This window comes from Arthrobacter pascens, from assembly GCF_017052465.1.
GTDB lineage: Bacteria > Actinomycetota > Actinomycetes > Actinomycetales > Micrococcaceae > Arthrobacter > Arthrobacter pascens.
Map to the genome: position 1 here is coordinate 1 of NZ_JAFHKT010000129.1, position 19,414 is coordinate 19,414.

The window sequence follows — 19,414 nt, forward strand, 5'->3', positions numbered from 1 at the left end:
CGTGGTCTTCGGCACGGTGGTGTTCGCGATGTTCGCCGGCTTCTACTTCTGGTGGCCGAAGTGGACAGGCAAGATGCTCAACGAGCGCCTCGGCAAGATCCACTTCTGGCTGCTGTTCCTGGGCTTCCACGGCACGTTCCTCATCCAGCACTGGCTGGGCGTGCTCGGCATGCCGCGCCGCTACGCGGACTACATGCCGGAGGACAACTTCACCGGGATGAACCAGTTCTCCACGATCTCCTCGTTCGTCCTCGGCGCGTCGCTGATCCCGTTCCTCTGGAACGTCTTCATCACGGCGCGCAGCCGCCAGCGGGTGACGGTGGACGATCCCTGGGGCTTCGGCGCTTCACTGGAGTGGGCCACATCCTGCCCGCCGCCGCGCCACAACTTCACGTCCCTGCCCCGCATCCGCTCCGAGCGGCCTGCCCTGGACCTGCACCACCCCGAACTCCGGGTGCGTGAACACGAGGCGACGCACTCCCCGGCCGCCGATGTGCTCGGGGCGGCGGACATTGGGTCCCGTGACGTGCGGAGCCCAAGTCCCGACGAGTAGTTTTAGCGGCCCACCGTTCAGCCGGGACCTTTAGGCGGGCCCCTGAGCCGCGAGTCTTAGGCCGCGACGGCCAGAGGTGCCCTTCGCGCGGAGGTTTCCAGCAGCCCGGCGTCGGCCGGTGCCAGGACTCGGACATTGCATTCGGACTGCTGCGGATCGATAGACAGCGGCAGGTGGTGCGATTCGGAGCATTTACGAAGCTGCTCCAGCGCCGAGGGTTCAACGTGCGCGTGGCTGACGTCCACGACGAGCTGCAGGCCTTCCCTCAGATGGTTGGCGCGCTTCATGACGACGTAGAGAGCCTGGATGCTTCGGGCGGTTACATTTCCCTGCGCGGCCACCTGGGCTTCGCCGCATTCGAGATCGAGTCGGACCAAAACCTTAAGCTTGTCGTTCAAAGAACATCTCCCCTCATGCACGGCCGCGACGCTGCGACCGGAAACCACCATAGCCCGAATGTGATTCAGGTAACAGCCAAAAGACCGAATGTTTCTGAATTGCCGCACAGCGCCCTGTTGCCGGGCCGGAGAAACCACGACGGCGGCTGGGCGGGCTTCTCGAAAAGCGTTTCGGCAAGCTCACCCAGCCGGCGTACAAGGCGGACAGCGGGCAACTAACGGGCGGACTCAGTCCCTGGTGGGGTCCGGACGCAGCGGGGCCGGGCCGGGGTCCGGCACGGGGAGCGGTCCCGGCGGTTCGGGCGTCGGGAACGGACTGGGCGGCGGCGTAGGGCCGGACGGATCCGGTCCGTTCGGATTGGGCCGCATGGGATCGGGACCCGGTTCAGGCGGGAATGGTTCGGGTTCGTGCACTGGCGGAATTGTCATGGCTCCCCCTCGGCTGCTCGATGATTTCCGGTTTGCGGACGCGAGTTCAGGATACGCCCGCGCCCGCGGCGGGAACAGGGTTCAAGCCGGCCGCCAGGTTCCCGCTCCCCCGGTAGCGAACGGCCACCCAATTGTCAGTGCGGATCTATATATTGAGGGAATGACCCAGACTCCACTGCAGCACCCCGCAGACAACCCCGCCGCGGCCACCCCTGCGCCTCCCGTCGCCAGGAAAGTGCCCGCCGAGCGCACCCACCACGGCGACACGTTCGTGGACAACTACGAATGGCTCCGGGAGAAGGAATCCGACGAGGTCGTGGCCCACCTGAAGGCCGAGAACGCCTACCAGGAAGCCGTCACCGCCCACCAGGAACCGCTGCGGGATGCCATCTTCCAGGAGATCAAGGGCCGCACCCAGGAGACAGACCTGTCCGTCCCCAACCGCAAGGACGGCTGGTGGTATTTCAGCCGCTCCGTGGAAGGCAAGGAGTACGGCATCCAGTGCCGCGTCCGTGCCCAGGACACCGGCAACAGGGTGGCCGACTGGACACCCCCGGCGGTGGAGGCCGGCGTCGAAATTCCCGGCGAGGAAGTCCTGCTCGACTGCAACGTGGAGGCAAAAGGCAAGCCCTTCTTCTCGGTGGGCGGCTCGGCCGTCACCGTGGACGGAAACCTGTACGCCTACGCCGTGGACAACTCGGGCGACGAACGCTTTACGCTGCGCATCAAGGACCTCCGCACCGGAGAACTGTTGCCGGACATCATCGAGAACACCTTCTACGGCGTCTCCTTCTCCCCGGACGGCACCCGCATCTTCTACACCGTGGTGGATGATTCCTGGCGCCCGTACCAGGTCAAGGCCCACGTTCTGGGCACGCCCGTCACCGAGGATGAGGTGATCTACCAGGAGGACGACGTCGCCATGTGGCTGGGCTTTGAACTCTCCTCCGACCGGCGCCACCTTGTGCTGGGGATCGGCTGCTCCGAGTACAGCGAAACGCGGCTTCTGCGCTTTGACGACCCCTCTGCCACCCTCACCACCGTGATCCCCCGCGGCGAGCGCGTCCTCTACGAGGCCGAACCGTTCCTGCTCGAGGGCCCGGACGGGCAGAAAAATGAGCGCATCGTCATCACCCACAACCGGAACGCAGTGAACTCGATGGTCTCACTGGTGGACCCGGCCGAACTCGCCAAACCGCTGGCCCAGCAGCAGTGGACCACCGTCGTCGAGCATTCCGACGACGTCCGCATCAACGGCGCGGGAGTCACCTCCACGCATCTGGTGGTCTCGGTCCGGAAGGACACCATCGAGCGCGTGCAGGTGATTTCCCTCGCGGGACTCGGCACGGCCACCCAGGAACCCCCTGTTGAACCGGCGTTTGACGAGGAGCTGTACACGGCCGGGGTTGGCGGCTCCGACTACGAGGCCCCGGTAATCCGGCTGGGCTACACCTCCTACTTCACCCCGTCACGGGTCTATGACTTTGTGCTGCCCACCCCGGAGCAGCCGGCCGGTGAACTGCTGCTCCGCAAGGAGAGCCCGGTGCTCGGCGGCTACAACGGGGAGGACTATGTGGCATCGCGGGAATGGGCCGAGGCCGCGGACGGGACCAGGATTCCGCTCTCGGTCCTGCGGCACAAGTCGGTTGCCCGGGACTCCACCGCGGCCGGCCTGGTCTACGGCTATGGCTCCTACGAGTTGAGCATGGATCCGGGCTTTGGCATCGCCCGGCTGTCACTGCTGGACCGCGGGATCGTCTTCGTCATTGCGCACATCCGCGGCGGCGGCGAACTCGGCAGGCACTGGTACGAGGACGGCAAGAAGCTCAGCAAGAAGAACACCTTCACGGACTTCATCGCTGCCACTGATTGGCTGGCGGCCTCTGGCTGGGTCGCGCCGGACCGCATCACGGCCTTGGGCGGCTCCGCCGGCGGGCTGCTCGTGGGCGCCGTGGCCAATATCGCCCCGGAGAAGTACGCGGCCGTCGTGGCCGAAGTGCCATTCGTGGATGCACTGAACACCATTCTGGACCCCGAGCTGCCGCTGTCCGCGCTGGAATGGGAGGAGTGGGGCAATCCCATCACCGACCCCGCGGTGTACCAGTACATGAAGTCGTACACCCCCTACGAGAACGTCCGCGAGGCCGCCTACCCGAAGATCGCCGCCGTGACATCCTTCAATGACACCCGGGTGCTCTACGTGGAACCGGCCAAGTGGGTGCAGGAGCTGCGCAACAAGACCACCGGATCCGAGCCGATCGTCATGAAGATCGAAATGGACGGCGGCCACGGAGGTGCCTCCGGCCGGTACGTGCAGTGGCGCGAACGGGCCTGGGACTACGCCTTCATCGCTGACTCCCTTGGGGCCACGGAGCTCCTCCCGGGCGCGGGGCTGAAGTAGGCCTCAGGGCTGGCTTGCGGTCGTGCCGGCCAGGCGCTGGACCAGCGCCAGGCCGGCCGGGCTGCCTGGCCAATGGCGTTCCAGCGGTTCGTTGCCGGCCCTGCGGATGACTGAGCGGAGCACCAAGGCCACGATGATGACATCGTCGGCATAGCCGATGACGGGCAGGAAGTCCGGGACCAGGTCGATGGGCATCAGGAGGTACCCCAGCAGCAGAACGAGCCGCACGCGGATTCCACGGTGCAGGGTCCGGTCCGCGGCCAGGCGGCGCAGCAGGGTGAGCAAGTCCGGCAGCAGCCTCAGGGCGTCCTTCATGCCGACCGTTTCCGGGTGACGACGGGCGTAGAGGGCCAGCAGGACCAACAACGCGGCGTAGATCAGGGCGATCCCGCCGATGACGGCGATCGCTGCCTCCCACCAGTTCATGGGGTGGCCTCCTCGCAGCACCGGGTTCACGGAGATACTCATCATGCTTACTATTATGCAATGGGCATGTTCGGGGCACCTGTCCGCTGGGGGCAGGGAACCCGGTGCCGGAACTGGAGCATAGCGTGAGCAATGAACAGGGAATGACGCCACTGTCCGATGACGAGCTCCTCGCGCAGGCAGGCACTCCCCTGCCTGACAAGGAAGTCGCATCCGTACTCGATCTCAATGCCGACCTCGACCTCGGCATCAGCGCGGCGGCGCCAATCGACCTCGCCGTTGCGGCGAACGCCAACGTGGCTGCCCCGATTGACGCGGCAGCTTCCGCCAACGTCCTCTCCTTCGGCTCCGAGTCGCAGGCCCTTGCCGATCAGGGGGTCATCATCAACCAGGGAATTACCGCCGACGCCACGGCCGAATCCGCCCAGGACAGCACGATCACCCAGGGCGGCGGCACTGCGGACGGCACGGCCGACGGCGGCACTCCGGAAGGGTCGAGCGCCGATTCGGCGGCTGACGGGACACTCCCCGACGTCGGCGCCCTTCCCGTGGACCCGGCAGGCGCCTTGGACGGCGACCTCCTGAACGTGAACGTGGATCTCGCCGCCGACGCCGACATTGCCGCGCCGATCAATGGCGCCGTGGCAGCCAACGCAAACGTAGCCGCGCCGATCGATGCCGCAGTGGCAGCCAACATCGGATCCATCGACAGCGATGCCTTCGCCGTGGCACAGCAGGACGCCATCATCACGCAGAACATCGACGGTTCGGCAACTGCCACTGCAGACCAGCAGTCCGACCTCGAACAGTAAATCCTCCATGAGTATTGCGTCTGGCGGGCCGTCCTACACGGACGGTCCGCCAGCCCCTTCCGTGTCCACAGGGATCTCGACGGCGCCTGTCCGCGCGGATGGCGTCCAGCTGATCGGCGAGGCCAAAGGCTCCGGCTACCGGGAAGCCCCGTTTCTGGTCCGCCGCGCCGATGGCCAGACCATCCAGCTGACCCGGTTGCTCTTCCTCGTCCTGGAGGGCATTGACGGCGAGCGGGATGCCGTCGACATCGCGGAATACGCCGGCAACCGCTACGGGAAGCTGGTTAGCGCCGACAATATACAAACGCTGGTCGAGGGCCAGCTGCTGCCGCTGGGGCTGCTGCGGCTGGCCGACGGCTCCCAGCCCGGAGTCCGAAAGTCCGATCCCCTGCTGGGCATGCGCTTCCGATACACGGTCACTGACCCGGAGCGCACGCGGAAGCTGACGGCGCCCTTCGCAGCGCTCTTCCATCCGCTGATCGTGGCAGCAGTGACAGTGGCTTTCCTGGCCTCGTGCTGGTGGGTACTCATGGTCAAGGGACTGGGGTCGGCCACCCACGACGCCTTCGCCAACCCCGGACTGCTGCTGCTCATCTTCGCCATCACTGTTCTCTCCGCGGGCTTCCACGAGTTCGGCCACGCGGCAGCTGCACGCCGGGGAGGAGCCACGCCGGGCGCAATGGGGGCCGGCCTGTACCTCGTCTGGCCGGCCTTCTACACCGACGTCACTGACTCGTACCGGCTGGGACGCGGGGGCCGGTTGCGGACGGACCTCGGCGGCCTGTACTTCAACGCGATCGTCGCCGTCGCCATCATGGGCATCTGGTGGGCCAGCGGCTACGACGCGCTGCTGCTCGTGGTGCTCACCCAGATCCTGCAGATGGTCCGCCAGCTCCTGCCGCTGCTTCGCTTCGACGGCTACCACATCCTTGCCGATGCGACGGGCGTGCCGGACCTGTTCCAACGCATCAAACCCACGCTCCGGGGCCTCCTGCCATGGAACTGGCGCAAGCCAGAACCCGAAGCGCAGGCCCTGAAGCCTTGGGCCAGAGCGGTCATCACCGCCTGGGTCCTGATCACCGTGCCGCTGCTGCTGGCCAGCCTGGTGCTGATGGTCCTCGCCCTTCCGCGGCTGCTGGGCACCGCCTGGGCGAGCCTCGAGGACCAACAGGGCCTGCTCGCCGGCAGCCTCGCGGGTGGCAACTTCGCGGATGCCGCCGTCCGCGTCCTGGCAATTGCCGCCGTCGTCCTTCCGCTGCTGGGCATCGGCTACATGCTGGTGCGGCTGGCGCGCCAGCTGGCCGTGGGCCTCTGGAAGAAGACCCGCGGCGGACCACTGCAGCGCGGCACAGCCGTGGCCGCCACCGCTGCCCTCCTGGCCGGGCTCGCCTGGGCGTGGTGGCCTTCACCCGGCACGTACCGGCCGGTGCAGCCCTACGAACGCGGAACGCTGTTCGATGCCACGGCCGCGATCTACCCTGCCCTGTCAGGAGGCGCGGACGGGGCAGTCCTGCAGGAAGGTCGCGGGGGCCGGACGGTGGCGTTGTGGCCCGAAGGCACGGAACCGCCTACTCGCGACAAGCCCCAGCTCAGCATGGTGCTCGTGCCCCGGCAGGATGCAGCAGCGCAGACGGATGCCGGTGAACGGTCGGTCCCCGGACCCGGCACTCCCCTGCCGCCGTCGTGGGTTTTCCCGTTCGACAAGCCTCCGGCACCTGAGGAGGACGGCAACCAGGCCCTGGCGGTGAACACGGTGGACGGGTCCGTGACGTACGACGTCGCTTTTGCCCTCGTCTGGGCCGAGGACGGGCCGGTGGCTACGCGCAATGAGGCCTATGCCTTCGCCAGCTGTGCGGACTGCGCAGCGGTGGCTGTCGGCTTCCAGGTGGTACTGATCATCGGCCAGGCTGACGTGGTGGTGCCGGAAAACCTCTCGGCGGCCGCCAACTACAACTGCGTCCGGTGCCTCACCTACGCCCTGGCCAGCCAACTGGTCCTGACCCTGGACGGTCCCCTGAGCACCGACGGCATGGCACGGCTCACCGCACTGTGGGAGGAGATTGCGGAGTTCGGCCGCACGCTGCAGGGCGTCCCCCTGTCCGAAATCCAGGGGCGGATCGAGGCCTACAAGCAACGCATCATGGACATCATCCGGAACGACCCCAGCGCCTCGCCCGGCAGGACCCCGGGCACGAACCCGACGCCGACCACCGGAGGCGGGCAGACGCAGGCACCGCCGTCCGGAGCGACCACATCAGGTCCGACGCCCGATCCGATGCAGTCTGGATCGGATGATCCGGCTCCTGCTCCCCTGCCATCCGTAGCCCCCGCTCCGGCCGACCCGGCTCCTGCGCCCCCGCCTGCCGACCCGGCACCAGCCCCGGCGCCGACAGGTCCCGCCCCCACCGGGGCACCTGCCGAACCCGCGGAGGCCGTACCGACCCCGGCAGGCGCAGCCCCCGCGACCAACGAGCCGGCTCCGTAGCCGCCGCTGAGGAAGCAACGATTACGGCAGATGACAACGGCCGTCGCCGTCCGCACCCTATATTTGGACGGTGCTCTCATCCCTGAAGAAATACCTGCTGGTCCCCAAGCTCGTGAGGCTGTCCTCCGAGGCGCCGAAGGATCCTCACACGGCCTGGGACCAGTACTGGGGCAACGTCAACAGCACCGGTGCCCAGGGAGACGTTTTGTGGGATGCGGGAGACGACCACGAACTGCTCGGCTACCTGGAACACCTGAAGCGGCAGATGCATCCGGACCTTCCCATCGTGGATATCGGCTGTGGCAGCGGCGCGTTCAGCCGGCGACTGGCTGCCCACTTTCCCCACGTTCTTGGCGTGGACGTGGCCCCCAATGCCATTGCCCGGGCCCGCACTGATTCCGAGGGGCTAGAGGGCATCTCCTTCCTGGTTGCCGACATGACAGCACCGGGAGCCGCACGCTCCGTCGCCGCGGCCCTGGACGCCGCCGACATGCCCGGGGAAGCCAACATCTTCATCCGCGGCGTCCTCCACGTGCTGAAACCCCGTTCCCAGGCGGCCCTGGCAGAGCAGCTGCACCCTCTCGTGGGCAAACGCGGGCGCATCTTTCTGGCCGAAACAGATTTCCGGGGAAACGCCGTCGAATATGTCAGCCATCTTGGTGCCACCCGCCACTGCATTCCGGCGCCCCTCGCGGCTGCGATCCGCGGCCTGCCCATGCCCGGACGCTTCGGTGCCGCCCAGCGCGCGCGGGCCTTCCCCGAGGACCGATGGGATGTGGTGGAGGACGGGCCCGCCGTCATCGAAGCCCGTCCGCTGACCTCCGCTGAGCCCGAACGGATTCCGGGATACTTCTCCGTGCTCCAGGCCCGCTGACCGTGGCACACGAAGCAACCTGCGTTACGTGGCCTTCAGCCAGGCCAGGGCGTCGCGCTCCGAGGTGAAGAACTTCGTGGGGCACGGGACCTTGTTGATGCCGAGAAAAAAGTTGGCGAGCACCCGGTCCACGGGCGACGAGCCGAGGAGTGCGATCCTCGATGCCTGGCAGGGGCGCCCGAACACGGACCGCGCTGCCCGGCTCACCTCGGCGGTCGTGGCCATATCCACAAGCATGGGATGGCGGCTTGCACCGCAGAGCCTATTCACCTCTCCCATGGCGGACTCCGCATCCTCTTCAGTGATGCTGGCACCACGAGCCCAGGTCAGCCGAAGGAGGCCTTCGGCCTCCAGGGTGAGATCAAACAATGTGTTCCGGCCGCTGACATTGGCATTCATTATCGAGACCTCCACGGTGTTGACGACAGTTATCAAGCTACCGTCGCACGCGGCCGCGGCCAATGCGGTCCGAGGGCTGATAATGTGAGTCCAAAATCACGCGTAGCCGCACGGCGGCGCGCAACACGGGGGGCATAGTGGTACAGGCACCGGCGGAGAGTGTTCCGGCACCGCGGGTAGCTGTGGTTGCAATTCCCGAAGCGGACCGCTTGGCCGCCACGGGAAGCGTTCTCACGGCTGCCGGCTTCACCGTGCATTCAGCGTCCGACGGCGGGACGCTCGCGGTCGAACTGGAACGGAACCATGCCGCCGTCGTACTTCTTGATCCGCGCATGATCGACGGAATCTTGTGGGAGGGCACGCCCGTGCTGCTCCTCGTGGACCTCACGGACGACATTGATCTGGCGCGGCTCGAGCCGCAGGGCGTCGCCGACTACGTCTCCCGTGACGCTTCCGCGCAGGAACTGGTCTACCGCGTGGAAACGCTGATTGCACGTGCCCGGGAGCGCCGCCGGCTCCGCGCCCACGCCGAATTCCTCCGCGAAAGCCTCCGAAACGTTTCCGCGGCCATCCGCGGCACCAACAGCCCCCAGCAGATGGCCGGGCACCTGGTCCGGGGCTTTGGAAAGTCACTCGGCGCGGATCATGTCTGGTTCACCACCTTCCAGGATTCACGCGTGCCGCGGATCACCGCCCAGTGGTGCAAGCCGGGACTTTCTGCGCTGCCGGACGGGCTCGGGTCCTATGAGGAAGCGGCCCGCGGACTGGCCACGTCCCTGTGGTCCGAGGCAGATGTCCTGGCGGTGGCCGACCACCAGGCCGAACCCACCTCACCGCTCACCGAAGGGCTCCAGGGCTGGTCCGGACTCACTGACGCCCGCTCCTCCGTTGTGGTTCCCGTCGGCGATGGCGAGTCCGCGCTCGGGATCGTCTGGATCGCCCAGCTGGACACTCCCCACGAATGGACGCGGGCCGAGATCGCCCTCATCCAGCACGTCGCAGGAAATCTTGCCCACAGCCTCATTCAGGGGCACCTCATCAGCGCACAGGTCCAGGTGCTGCAGCAGCTCCGGGAACTGGACAAGGCCAAAACGGACTTCCTGGCCACCGTGAACCACGAGCTCCGCACCCCGCTGACCTCCATCACCGCTTACCTGGACATGATCCGCGACGGCGCCGGCGGTCCGGTGCCGGCAGGCATCGAGTCCATGATGGAGGTCATCTCAAGGAACTCGGACCGTCTACGGCGGCTCATTGAGGACATGCTCACCGTGTCCCAGCAGGACGGCTCCGGAAACCTGCACCTCAAACAGGTGGAGCTGGGGCAGGTCCTGCGGATTGTGGTCGCCGCGCTGCGTCCGCTGGCTGAAGCGCGGAATGTGGTCATCTTGGGCGCCGATTCCCACGAGGACGTCAAGGTCCAGGCGGACGAGGCCCAGCTCGAACAGGTGTTCACCAACATCGTGGCCAATGCCATCAAATTCACCCCCGACGGCGGCCGGATCAGTATCAGTGTCATGCTCGACCCCGCCGGGGACGGCAGCCAGTCGGCCGTCGTTCGCGTCGCGGACACCGGCGTCGGAATTCCCGAGCAGGAAATTGCCCAGGTGTTTACCCGCTTCTACCGGGCGTCCAACGCATCCTCGGCGGCGGTGCCCGGCAGCGGCCTTGGGTTGGCGATAGCCTACGACATTGTGCGGCGCCACAACGGCTCGCTGGAGATGAAGTCATCACTCGGTGCGGGCACCACAGTGTCGGTTTATCTGCCGGTGGCCGGGCCGCAGGAGTAGCCCGGCGGGAATGGCGGACTCCAAACAGTCATGCTGGATGCAAATAAAAACTGCCCCGGGACCATTTGGCCCGGGGCAGCTTTAGTTCGTTTACAGGCGCCAGGATTAGTTGGGCCAGGAACCGATGTATGAGTAGTTGACCGTGGTCTCGGAGGAAGAGGACGTGGTGCCCTTGTCCTTAGGTGCGGCATTGGCAGGAGCAGCGAACCCTGCCACCGCCAGGATGCCGGTCATGAGAAGTGTTGCGGCAAATTTTTTCATCCGCTGATCCTTTCCTATAGTGCGGTGCATTACGGTTACGGGCCATAGTATACGGTTCTTTCCTCAAGTTTTTGCAAGGTTTTTATAAGGACTATTTGCTAGCGAAAATCCACGCACTTTAGTAATCAGAAAGTCCGTAATGGTGCATCGCAAAGGCCCGGCGCAATGACGCATCGTCCAGTCCGTGGATAATTGTCATCATGCCGATGTCTCAAGATTTGTCGCCCTTCGTGATTGCCGAGCTGGAGGCCCGTGAAAGCTGGAAACGGCGGGATTACAGCGCCGGTTACACGCAGGCAGGCCATGCCGCAGATCTCGCCATTGCAGCGGGCGACGAACACCGGTGGTGGAAGATGGTGTTGCTGCAGGCTGAATGCCTGCGGGACCAGGGCTCCTTCGAGGAATGCCAGCAGCTCGCAGCCACGCTGGCCGCTCATCCGGTTTCTGCCTCTGCCCCGGATCTTGGCGCACGCGCCCACATCCTGCATGCCCAGTCGCTGCAGGCCTTGGGCCGACTCCCGGAAGCTGTCGACTCGGCGTCGGCAGCTGCCGACCTGGTGGCCGGCGACTTCGAAAACGTATACCTTCACATCCAGGCCCAGCAGGCCCTCATTGCTGCCCTCGCCGAAAGCGGCCGGTTGCCCGCGGCCTGGCGGGAGTGCCTGGTACTGAAGTCCCTGCTCACCGACGTCATCGATGAGGACACGGCCGGCAAGGCCTACTGGGTGATCGGCAACGTCGCGTTCCTCACCCAGCGGGCTGCCGAAGGCAGCAAGTACCACGATCTGGCTGCAGAAAGGCTCTCCCCCTCCCGGGATGTGGACCTGTGGGCGCGCTTCAACCGCGGCTCGGCGGATATGCGGCTGCGGGCACAGCTCAGCGACGGCGCCACGCTCCGCTGCATCGAACGCGCGGAACTGGCCACCGAGGTAGTGGGCGGCAGTGAGCGCGACCTCCTGGAGATGGCGCTGGTCCGGGGCCATTGGTATTACATCACCGGGGACCTGGACGCTGCGATAAAAATCCTCGCACCGGTCCGCAGCAAGTTCCACATCCTCGCCAGCCAGACCGCGGCAGAGGCCGCCTTCGTCCTGGGCAAGGCCATGATGGAGCAGGGAAACGACGCTGAATCACTGCAGATCCTTGAAGAGGCGGCTACGCTGTTCGATACGGCTGCCGCAACGGAGCGGAGCGCCACGGTGCGGGACTACCTCGTATCCGTCAAGCGTCAACAGCGGTTCCTTCAGGGGGGATAAGTGTCAGAAGCAACGACGGTTCCCGTCGCCCGTTCGAGAACGCCGGACACATCCAATCATCCGACGGCTGCCGGCGTTGCCTGCACAGTGCTGCCGAATCTGGCCGTGTGGGCCGTGCTGCCCCCTGGCGCCGATCTCAATGCGGCCACCATCGCCCGGTTGCGCCAGCAGATCGGTGAACGGGTAGGCGACCGGAGGGCCGCCGTCGTGCTGCATCTCAATGGAATAGCGTCGGTCAGCCGCACGGCTCGGGCCGCCTTTGCGGCCATTGACACCGTGTCCTCCTGGGCGCTGGTCGGCGAAAGCCCTGTGGACCGGCTACTGGGGCATTTTCTCCTCGGCGCAGAATTCCACTCAGCCCGGGCAGAGTATTTCACTTCGGACCGTGAAGCCCTGAACTGGTTGGCCGGTCCGGACGCGGCGTAGTGACGAAGATGTTTGATGACCGCGATCCCCGGCTCGGGCAGCTCCTCGACGGCATTGTCCGGCTCGCAGCGGGTGAGCTGCATTCCCGCATTGCAATCTCGGAAGCGAGGGACGAGCTCGATGCCGTGATCATGGGCACCAACCTGCTCGCCGAGGACCTCCAGATGATCTACCAGGAGCTGGAGCAGCGCGTGGAATCGCGGACCGAAATGCTCGAGGCGGCCCACCGGGAGCTGCAGCGGATGGCCCTCACCGATTCTCTGACCGGCCTCTACAACCGCTCCGCGCTGGTCAGCGCGGTCAACGAGGCCCAAGCCCAGGCGGACAATGGCGGGATGCCGCCGGCGCTGCTGCTGCTGGACCTGGACGACTTCAAGAGCATCAATGATTCCCTGGGCCACTCGATCGGTGACCATGTATTAATCGAAGTGGGGAAGCGGATCCGTGCCTGCGTTCGCGAGGAGGACATGGTGGCCCGGCTGGGCGGGGACGAATTTGCCGTGCTGCTGCCCGCAAGCACGCCCGCCCAGGCCACGGTGGTGGGAACCCGGATCCTTGACGCCCTCCGCGGAACCATCGAGGTAGACGGCAAGACCATCCGGTGCGGGGCCAGCCTGGGCCTTCGCATAGCTGACCGAGGTGAGACGTCCGAGGCCCTGCTCATGGAAGCCGACATCGCGATGTACGCGTCGAAGGCGGACGGCCGCAGCAAACTGCGCGTATTCGAACCGGCCATGCTCCATGCCCGGCAACTCCGGAACCAGCTGGTGGGGGAACTGCGCCAGGCCATCGCCGGGTCGCAGCTGGTGCTGTTCTACCAGCCGGTCATTGAACTGGCCACCGGCAGAATCGAAGGCGTGGAGGCGCTGGTCCGCTGGCAGCATCCCACCCGGGGCCTCATCATGCCGGACGAGTTCATCCCCGTCGCCGAGGAAACAGGCCTCATCTCCGCGCTGGGCAACTGGGTCCTCAACGCCGCCGTGGAGCAGCTGCGGCGCTGGCGGACAGCCCCCGAAACCAGCCGGCACGACTTCTCCATGCGGATCAACATCTCGGCGGCCGATCTTCAGCGCCTTGAGTTCATCGAGGATGTCCGCGATGCCCTGACCGCCAGCGAACTGGACCCCGCGCTGCTGGTCCTGGAGCTGACCGAGGGTGCCATCATCCAAGGCAATGAACTCGACCGCTACACGCTGGCCAGCCTGCGGAAACTCGGCGTGGGCCTGGAGATCGACGACTTCGGCACCGGATATTCCTCGATCAGCTACCTGCGGCGCCTGCCGGTGGACCGGGTCAAGGTGGACCGCACACTCCTCTCCGCCCTGGGCAGCGACCCGGCCCAGCCCGCCCTGATTGCGGCCATCCTGCAGCTCATCCGGGCGTGCGGACTCGAGGCCGTCTGGGAGGGCGTGGAAAACGCGGAACAGGCCGAGCACCTGCGGAGCACCGGGTGCATCAGCGGGCAGGGCTACTACTTCAGCCGTCCCCTGCCCGAGGCCGAATTCACGAAGCGCCTGGCGCAGCACGACGTCTGGCCCGCCTGATTCCCATCTGTTGCTCCGTAGATGCCGTTATCAGGGCTGATAAGGGCACCTACGGAGCACTCGACGAGATCAACCCCCGACGACGGCGGCTGTTGCCTCGGCGATCGCCCGTTCCTCGTCCGTGGGCACCACCAGCACCGGGATGAGTGAGGCAGCGGTGGAAATCACCCGGGGTTCCTTTGACCGCTCACGGTTCAGGCCGGCGTCGAGCTCAATGCCCAGGGCGCCGAGCCGCTCCCCCACCAGCGCACGGAACTGATGCGAGTTCTCGCCGATCCCGGCGGTGAACACCAGCGCCTTCGCGCCGCCCACGGCCACATGGTAGCCGCCGATGTACTTGGCCAGCCGGTAGGAGGTCACGGCGAGCGCCGTCGCCGCGCGGGCGTCGCCTGCCTCAGACGCCTCCACCACGGAGCGCATGTCGTTGTTGCCGGCCAAGCCCTTCAGCCCGGATTCGCGGTTCAGCATGGAGTCGAGATCCTCGGCGTTCCAGCCGGTGCGGGCCAGGAACACGAGGATCGACGGGTCGAGGTCGCCGGAGCGGGTGCCCATCACCAGACCTTCCAGGGGCGTAAAGCCCATCGACGTGTCCACGGACTTGCCGCCCCGGATCGCCGTGACTGAGGCGCCGTTCCCCAGGTGGGCGATCACGCCGTCGAACTCTTCAACCGGAATGTCCAGCAGCCCGGCCGCCTGGTGGGTGACATATTCGTGCGAGGTGCCGTGGAAGCCGTAGCGGCGGATGCCGTGGTTTGTGTAGAGCTCGTCCGGGACGGCGTAGCGCCAGGCGTGCTCGGGCAGGCTGCGGTGGAAGGCGGTATCGAACACCGCCACCTGGGGCATGTCCGGCCACTTCTTCGAAATCGCGCGGATGCCCAGCACGTTCGCGGGGTTGTGCAGCGGCGCCAGCGGGTTGAGCCGTTCGATGGCGCGGGTGATCTCGTTGTCGATCAGCACGGGCTCGCCGAACCGTTCGCCGCCGTGCACCACGCGGTGCCCCACGGCATCCAGCTCCCGGCCGCCCAGCACCTCGTGGATGGCCGCGTCCACCAGCTCGAGCGCCTCCGCATGGTCGGCGGGACCGACCACTTCCCCGTCGCCCTGGCCGCCGGTGGACATGCCGATCCTCTCGATCAGCCCTTCGGTGAGGATGCTGTGGGACGCCACATCGCGCACCTGGTACTTGAGTGAGGACGAGCCGGAGTTGATGACGAGCACGAGCATGGGGCCTCCTAGGCTGTGGCTTCTGCGGACGGGACGGGTGCTGCTGGCTTGCTTTCGGTGGTCTGGGCCTGGATCGCGGTGATGGCCACGGTGTTGACGATGTCCTCCACGGTGCAGCCGCGGGAGAGGTCATTGACCGGCTTGCGGAGCCCCTGCAGGACGGGCCCGACGGCGACGGCACCTGAGCTCTGCTGCACCGCCTTGTACGTGTTGTTGCCGGTGTTCAGGTCCGGGAAGATGAACACGGTGGCCTGCCCGGCGACGGAAGAGCCCGGCATCTTGGACTCGGCGATCGACGCATCCACCGCAGCGTCGTACTGGATGGGACCTTCGACGGCGAGATCAGGGCGGCGGCTCCGGACCAGGTCGGTGGCCTCCCGGACTTCCTCGACGGCCTCACCCGAGCCGGAGCCTCCGGTGGAGTAGGACAGCATGGCAACCCGCGGCTCAACGCCGAACTGGGCCGCCGTCTCCGCCGAGGCAAGGGCGATGTCGGCGAGCTGTTCCACATTGGGGTCCGGGTTCACGGCGCAGTCGCCGTACACCAGCACACGGTCCGGCATGAGCATGAGGAAAACCGAGGACACGATCTTCACGCCGTCCCGGGTCTTCACGAATTCCAGCGCCGGGCGGATGGTGTGGGCTGTGGTGTGAGCTGCACCGGAAACCATGCCGTCCACGACGCCCAGCTGGACCATCATGGTGCCGAAGTAGCTTTCGTCCTGCATGACCTCCAGCGCGCGCGCCAGGTCCACGCCCTTGTGCGCCCGCAGCTCCGCGTACCTGGCGGCAAACTCCTGGCGCAGTTCCGAACTGGCTGGGTCCACGATGTTGATGCCGGCGAGGTCGATGCCCCGGCCTGCCGCAAGCTCCCTGATGTCCGCCTCGCGGCCCAGCAGGGTGAGGTCGCAGACGTCACGGCGGTGCAGGATCTCCGCGGCCCGCAGGATGCGCGGGTCCGTGCCCTCCGGAAGGACGATGTGGCGGCGCTGGGACCTGGCCCGTTCAATGAGGTCGTGCAGGAACCGCAGCGGGGTCATGCGTTCCGGCCGGGGCAGGTGCAGGCGCTCCAGGATCTCGGCCTCGTCCACCTGCCGGGACCACAGGCCCAGGGCCGATGCCACCTTCCGGCGGTGCCCGCTCCAGATTTCGCTCCGCACCTCTGAGACCCGGCGTGCGGTGGTGTAGGTGTCGTCCGTGGTGGCGAACACCGGGAACGGGGCCGAGGCCAGCAGGGGGTAGATGTTGGCGTCCGGGGCCAGCCCGCCGGTGAGGATGAGCCCCGACGGCACCGGGAATTCCGGCGAGAACGACGACGCCAGGCAGGCCACCATCACATCCGCCCGGTCACCCGGCACGATCACCAGGGCGCCGTCGTCGAGCACGTTCAAAAAGTTGCCCACGCTCATGGCCGCGACTTTGACGTCCCTGACATCGCGCTCCATGTCGGCACGCCCGGCGATCTGCCCGATCCCCAGCGCCGTAGCCACCTCACCGGTGGTGGGCCGCGCGATCTCCTCCAGCTCGGGGAAAACGTACACCGGGCGGCCGGACGCGCCGGGCTTCACGGCGGCGGCAATCGCGTCCACGTCCGCGGGATCGGCGCGGTTCACCATGATGGCCAGCAGCGAGCACTTCTCCGCGCTCAGCTCCTTGCGGGCGACGTCGACGGCGGCGGCGGCCTCGGCGACGCTGCGCCCCTTGGCGCCCACCACAGCCACCACGGGGGCAGCCAGGTTGTTGGCAAGGCGGGCGTTGAGGTCGAACTCGACGGCGGCGTCGTGGCCGGTCAGGTCCGTCCCCTCCACGATGATCACATCGCAGTGCCGGCCCATCTCGGCGAAGATCTCCACGCAGCGGGCGTCGATCTCCTCGCGCCTGCCCTCGGCCAGCAGGCCGCGCACCTCGGTGAACGTCAGGCCTCCGCGGCAGCGCCGGTCATCCAGGTCGAAGCGGGATCTCATCAACGCCACCATGGGATCCGCGCCCGCATCGTTGCCGTGGACCACCGGCTTGAAGAATCCGATCCGGTCCGCGTGCCGGTGCAGCGTGTCCGCCAAACCCAGCGCTACGAGCGATTTCCCCGAGCCCGGGGTGGTCGCACTGACATAAATCCCTTTGGCCATGTTCAAGTCCTCTGGTTGGAAGGTCCCCTCCATACTTTCACTTGTTCGCCGCCTTTCGGGAGCAGACAATGGTGTTGATTCCCACGTCAGCGGCTCAGCGCTCCGACGGGCACGTGGCGGGCAAGCGCCTCGATACCCTGTCCATAACAGGCGACTCCGAACGACGGTACTGCTGATGCACTTTCGAGGTTCCCCTGCCGTTTCCCGCGCCGTACCCGCGTCCCTCATCAGGAAGCACCCCGTGGCAGCCTTCCTCGTTCTTGCCATCCTTCTGTCCTGGGCCGCCCAGATCCTGTCCCTCCTGCTGGTTGGGAACATCCTGCCCGGGATCCTGGCCGAGCTGCTGATCCTGCTGGGGACGTCGGTTCTTGTCACCGGAGCCGCTGACGGACGGCGGGGAGTGCGCGAACTCTTCCGCCGGGCATTCCGATGGCGTGTGGGTTTCGGCTGGTACGCTGCAGCGCTGCTGGCCCTTCCGGCGCTGACTGTGCTCGTTGCCGCCGCCTCCGGTACCTTCCACGAGCCCGCCGACGGCTGGGCGGCGCTGCTGGGCAACTACCTGCTGAACACCGTGCTCATCGGTGCCCTCCTTGGCAACATCTGGGAGGAGCTGGCCTGGACCGGTGTGGTGCAGCACCGGATGATGGACCGGCACCGGATGGTGGTCGCGGCCCTGCTGACTGCTGTCCCGTTCGCGCTCATACACCTGCCCTTCGCCTTCGCGGAGAAGGGTCTCACCGCCACGCCGCTGGCTGACGTGGCCGTCTCCTGGGCGGTCCTGTTCCTGTTCGCCCCGTTCTTCCGCGTCCTTATGGGCCTGGCCTACGTGGGAACGGGCTACAGCCTGCTGGTTGTGGGGCTGCTGCACGCTTCCTTCAACGCCTCCGCGGCGACAAAGCTGGACGTGTTCGACGGCGACTGGCAGCAGATTGCCGCGCTGATCGTCCTGCTCGCCGCCGCCATGTCGCTGCGCGGCATCCGCGGTAGGCGCCCCGCAGGTCAAGGCGGGCCCGAACGGACACTTAAGCACCCCGCCGAGCGGTTGCGGAACCGCCCGCCGGAGGAGACCGGACATGGCGCACCATCCGCCGGCTGAGGAACGCGACCGCACACAGTCCTGGCCGGCCAACCGGCGGCTCACGATGTTCTTTGTGCTGGCCTTCCTCATCTCCTGGCTGCTCTGGCCGCTGACCCTTCTCAACCCGGAGAGCTCACCCCTGATCCCGATCGGGCCAGCCGTGGCCGCGGTCCTGGTCGCTGGCTTCTCCGGCGGAAAGGCCGCCCTGCTGCGGCTGCTGCGGCAGTTGGGCCGTTGGCGCGTCCCGGTGCACTGGTACGCGCTGAGCCTGGGGCTGCCCTGCGCTCTGGTGGTGGCGTCCGCGGCATTGACTGTGGCCGGCGGCGCGCCCGCCCCGGACCTCGGCCCGAACCCGGGGTGGTTCATGCTGATCGGCACGTTCGCATCAACCCTGGTGGTGGTGGGTCTGTTCGAGGAGCTGGGATGGCGCGGCTACGCCCTGCCCCTGCTGCAGCAGAACCACACCGCGCTGGCCGCCGCCCTGCTGCTCGGCGTCGTGTGGGGCCTGTGGCACCTACCCGAACTGGTCTCGGACCCCAGCGGGCAGCGCCCGCCGGTTCCGTTCCTGCTCATGGTCATCGCCCAGTCCGTGCTGCTGGCCTGGATCTACAACGGCACCGCCACCGTCGGCCGCCAGTCCGCTGCCGCCTCCGGTCGGCGGACCGCGGAAGACTCCTCCGCGGTCACCGGAAGCGTACCCCTCTGCATGATCTTCCACGCCGCGTTCAACACCTGCGGGGCCTTGATTTTTCCGGCACTGGCGGGGCCTCACTACCTCACGCTCTGGTGGACTCTCGCGCTGCTCCATGTGCTGGCGGCACTCGTGGTCATCGGCTACGCGGGGCCCTCCCGTCTGGTCCGCACTCTTGACATGAGGGCCCTCCATGGGATTACCTAATGAACATTCGGTATATAAAGCTGGAGGCAATGAC

General features: G+C 66.7%; 17 protein-coding genes. 11 read left to right on the forward strand and 6 right to left on the reverse strand.

What is annotated here, in order from left to right:
* The coding region (locus JYA52_RS08955) for a cbb3-type cytochrome c oxidase subunit I (protein ID WP_205652836.1) at positions 1–553 on the forward strand (553 nt) is incomplete at its 5' end.
* A gap of 56 nt (positions 554–609) precedes the next feature.
* On the opposite strand, the gene JYA52_RS08960 is transcribed toward JYA52_RS08955, so the two are convergent.
* Positions 610–951, reverse strand: coding sequence for a hypothetical protein (locus tag JYA52_RS08960; protein WP_205652837.1), 342 nt, complete (start codon positions 949–951; stop codon positions 610–612).
* Positions 952–1,540: 589 nt separating this feature from the next.
* Between JYA52_RS08960 and JYA52_RS08965 the strand changes: the two genes are divergently transcribed.
* Positions 1,541–3,781 (forward strand): S9 family peptidase, encoded by a 2,241-nt coding sequence (locus tag JYA52_RS08965; protein ID WP_205652838.1) that lies wholly within the window; start codon positions 1,541–1,543, stop codon positions 3,779–3,781.
* A gap of 3 nt (positions 3,782–3,784) precedes the next feature.
* On the opposite strand, the gene JYA52_RS08970 is transcribed toward JYA52_RS08965, so the two are convergent.
* A complete protein-coding gene (locus tag JYA52_RS08970) occupies positions 3,785–4,252 on the reverse strand; it encodes a YkvA family protein (protein ID WP_307869342.1) in 468 nt (155 codons plus the stop codon).
* A 98-nt stretch (positions 4,253–4,350) separates the two neighbouring features.
* Here JYA52_RS08970 and JYA52_RS08975 point away from each other — a divergent pair, with 98 nt between their 5' ends.
* The 3 genes from JYA52_RS08975 (at position 4,351) to JYA52_RS08985 (ending at position 8,378) form a co-directional block, all read left to right on the forward strand.
* The gene (locus JYA52_RS08975; RefSeq protein WP_205652890.1) at positions 4,351–5,019 is read left to right on the forward strand and encodes a peptidoglycan-binding protein; all 669 of its coding nucleotides are present in this window, start codon (positions 4,351–4,353) and stop codon (positions 5,017–5,019) included.
* Between the two features lie 7 nt (positions 5,020–5,026).
* Positions 5,027–7,504, forward strand: coding sequence for a hypothetical protein (locus tag JYA52_RS08980; RefSeq protein WP_205652839.1), 2,478 nt, complete (start codon positions 5,027–5,029; stop codon positions 7,502–7,504).
* Between the two features lie 70 nt (positions 7,505–7,574).
* Complete coding sequence (locus JYA52_RS08985; RefSeq protein WP_205652840.1) at positions 7,575–8,378, forward strand: class I SAM-dependent methyltransferase; 804 nt, start codon at positions 7,575–7,577, stop codon at positions 8,376–8,378.
* 24 nt (positions 8,379–8,402) lie between these two features.
* Here JYA52_RS08985 and JYA52_RS08990 read toward each other — a convergent pair whose 3' ends face one another.
* A complete protein-coding gene (locus tag JYA52_RS08990; RefSeq protein ID WP_205652841.1) occupies positions 8,403–8,777 on the reverse strand; it encodes a DUF7793 family protein in 375 nt (124 codons plus the stop codon).
* A 182-nt stretch (positions 8,778–8,959) separates the two neighbouring features.
* Between JYA52_RS08990 and JYA52_RS08995 the strand changes: the two genes are divergently transcribed.
* Complete coding sequence (locus JYA52_RS08995; RefSeq protein WP_307869343.1) at positions 8,960–10,567, forward strand: ATP-binding response regulator; 1,608 nt, start codon at positions 8,960–8,962, stop codon at positions 10,565–10,567.
* Between the two features lie 105 nt (positions 10,568–10,672).
* Here the strand turns inward: JYA52_RS08995 and JYA52_RS09000 are convergent, their stop codons facing one another.
* A complete protein-coding gene (locus JYA52_RS09000) occupies positions 10,673–10,828 on the reverse strand; it encodes a hypothetical protein (protein WP_205652843.1) in 156 nt (51 codons plus the stop codon).
* A gap of 200 nt (positions 10,829–11,028) precedes the next feature.
* Here JYA52_RS09000 and JYA52_RS09005 point away from each other — a divergent pair, with 200 nt between their 5' ends.
* The 3 genes from JYA52_RS09005 to JYA52_RS09015 are packed head-to-tail and all read left to right on the forward strand — an operon-like array spanning position 11,029 to position 14,054.
* Positions 11,029–12,084: a hypothetical protein gene (locus JYA52_RS09005; protein WP_205652844.1), complete on the forward strand. Its 1,056-nt coding sequence runs from the start codon at positions 11,029–11,031 to the stop codon at positions 12,082–12,084.
* Positions 12,085–12,510, forward strand: a complete 426-nt coding sequence (locus tag JYA52_RS09010) for a DUF7793 family protein (protein ID WP_205652845.1) — start codon at positions 12,085–12,087, stop codon at positions 12,508–12,510.
* Between the two features lie 8 nt (positions 12,511–12,518).
* Complete coding sequence (locus JYA52_RS09015; RefSeq protein WP_205652891.1) at positions 12,519–14,054, forward strand: putative bifunctional diguanylate cyclase/phosphodiesterase; 1,536 nt, start codon at positions 12,519–12,521, stop codon at positions 14,052–14,054.
* Between the two features lie 69 nt (positions 14,055–14,123).
* On the opposite strand, the gene JYA52_RS09020 is transcribed toward JYA52_RS09015, so the two are convergent.
* Both JYA52_RS09020 and pta read right to left on the reverse strand, forming a co-directional pair.
* A complete protein-coding gene (locus tag JYA52_RS09020) occupies positions 14,124–15,278 on the reverse strand; it encodes an acetate kinase (protein WP_205652846.1) in 1,155 nt (384 codons plus the stop codon).
* A gap of 8 nt (positions 15,279–15,286) precedes the next feature.
* A complete protein-coding gene (gene pta, locus JYA52_RS09025; protein WP_205652847.1) occupies positions 15,287–17,404 on the reverse strand; it encodes a phosphate acetyltransferase in 2,118 nt (705 codons plus the stop codon).
* Positions 17,405–17,645: 241 nt separating this feature from the next.
* Here pta and JYA52_RS09030 point away from each other — a divergent pair, with 241 nt between their 5' ends.
* Both JYA52_RS09030 and JYA52_RS09035 read left to right on the forward strand, forming a co-directional pair.
* The gene (locus JYA52_RS09030) at positions 17,646–18,500 is read left to right on the forward strand and encodes a CPBP family intramembrane glutamic endopeptidase (RefSeq protein WP_205652848.1); all 855 of its coding nucleotides are present in this window, start codon (positions 17,646–17,648) and stop codon (positions 18,498–18,500) included.
* Positions 18,478–19,380: a CPBP family intramembrane glutamic endopeptidase gene (locus JYA52_RS09035; protein ID WP_205652849.1), complete on the forward strand. Its 903-nt coding sequence runs from the start codon at positions 18,478–18,480 to the stop codon at positions 19,378–19,380. The genes JYA52_RS09030 and JYA52_RS09035 overlap by 23 nt, the downstream gene beginning before the upstream one ends.
* Positions 19,381–19,414 lie beyond the last annotated feature (34 nt).

What these genes read in the sequence shown, in the direction of transcription:
- pta (WP_205652847.1), bottom strand. Translation starts at nt 17,404, where the DNA reads ATGGCCAAAGGGATTTATGTCAGTGCGACCACCCCGGGCTCGGGGAAA.
- JYA52_RS09015 (WP_205652891.1), top strand. Translation starts at nt 12,519, where the DNA reads ATGTTTGATGACCGCGATCCCCGGCTCGGGCAGCTCCTCGACGGCATT.
- JYA52_RS09035 (WP_205652849.1), top strand. Translation starts at nt 18,478, where the DNA reads ATGGCGCACCATCCGCCGGCTGAGGAACGCGACCGCACACAGTCCTGG.
- JYA52_RS09020 (WP_205652846.1), bottom strand. Translation starts at nt 15,278, where the DNA reads ATGCTCGTGCTCGTCATCAACTCCGGCTCGTCCTCACTCAAGTACCAG.
- JYA52_RS08965 (WP_205652838.1), top strand. Translation starts at nt 1,541, where the DNA reads ATGACCCAGACTCCACTGCAGCACCCCGCAGACAACCCCGCCGCGGCC.
- JYA52_RS08990 (WP_205652841.1), bottom strand. Translation starts at nt 8,777, where the DNA reads ATGAATGCCAATGTCAGCGGCCGGAACACATTGTTTGATCTCACCCTG.
- JYA52_RS08980 (WP_205652839.1), top strand. Translation starts at nt 5,027, where the DNA reads ATGAGTATTGCGTCTGGCGGGCCGTCCTACACGGACGGTCCGCCAGCC.
- JYA52_RS08970 (WP_307869342.1), bottom strand. Translation starts at nt 4,252, where the DNA reads ATGATGAGTATCTCCGTGAACCCGGTGCTGCGAGGAGGCCACCCCATG.
- JYA52_RS09000 (WP_205652843.1), bottom strand. Translation starts at nt 10,828, where the DNA reads ATGAAAAAATTTGCCGCAACACTTCTCATGACCGGCATCCTGGCGGTG.
- JYA52_RS08975 (WP_205652890.1), top strand. Translation starts at nt 4,351, where the DNA reads ATGACGCCACTGTCCGATGACGAGCTCCTCGCGCAGGCAGGCACTCCC.
- JYA52_RS09005 (WP_205652844.1), top strand. Translation starts at nt 11,029, where the DNA reads ATGCCGATGTCTCAAGATTTGTCGCCCTTCGTGATTGCCGAGCTGGAG.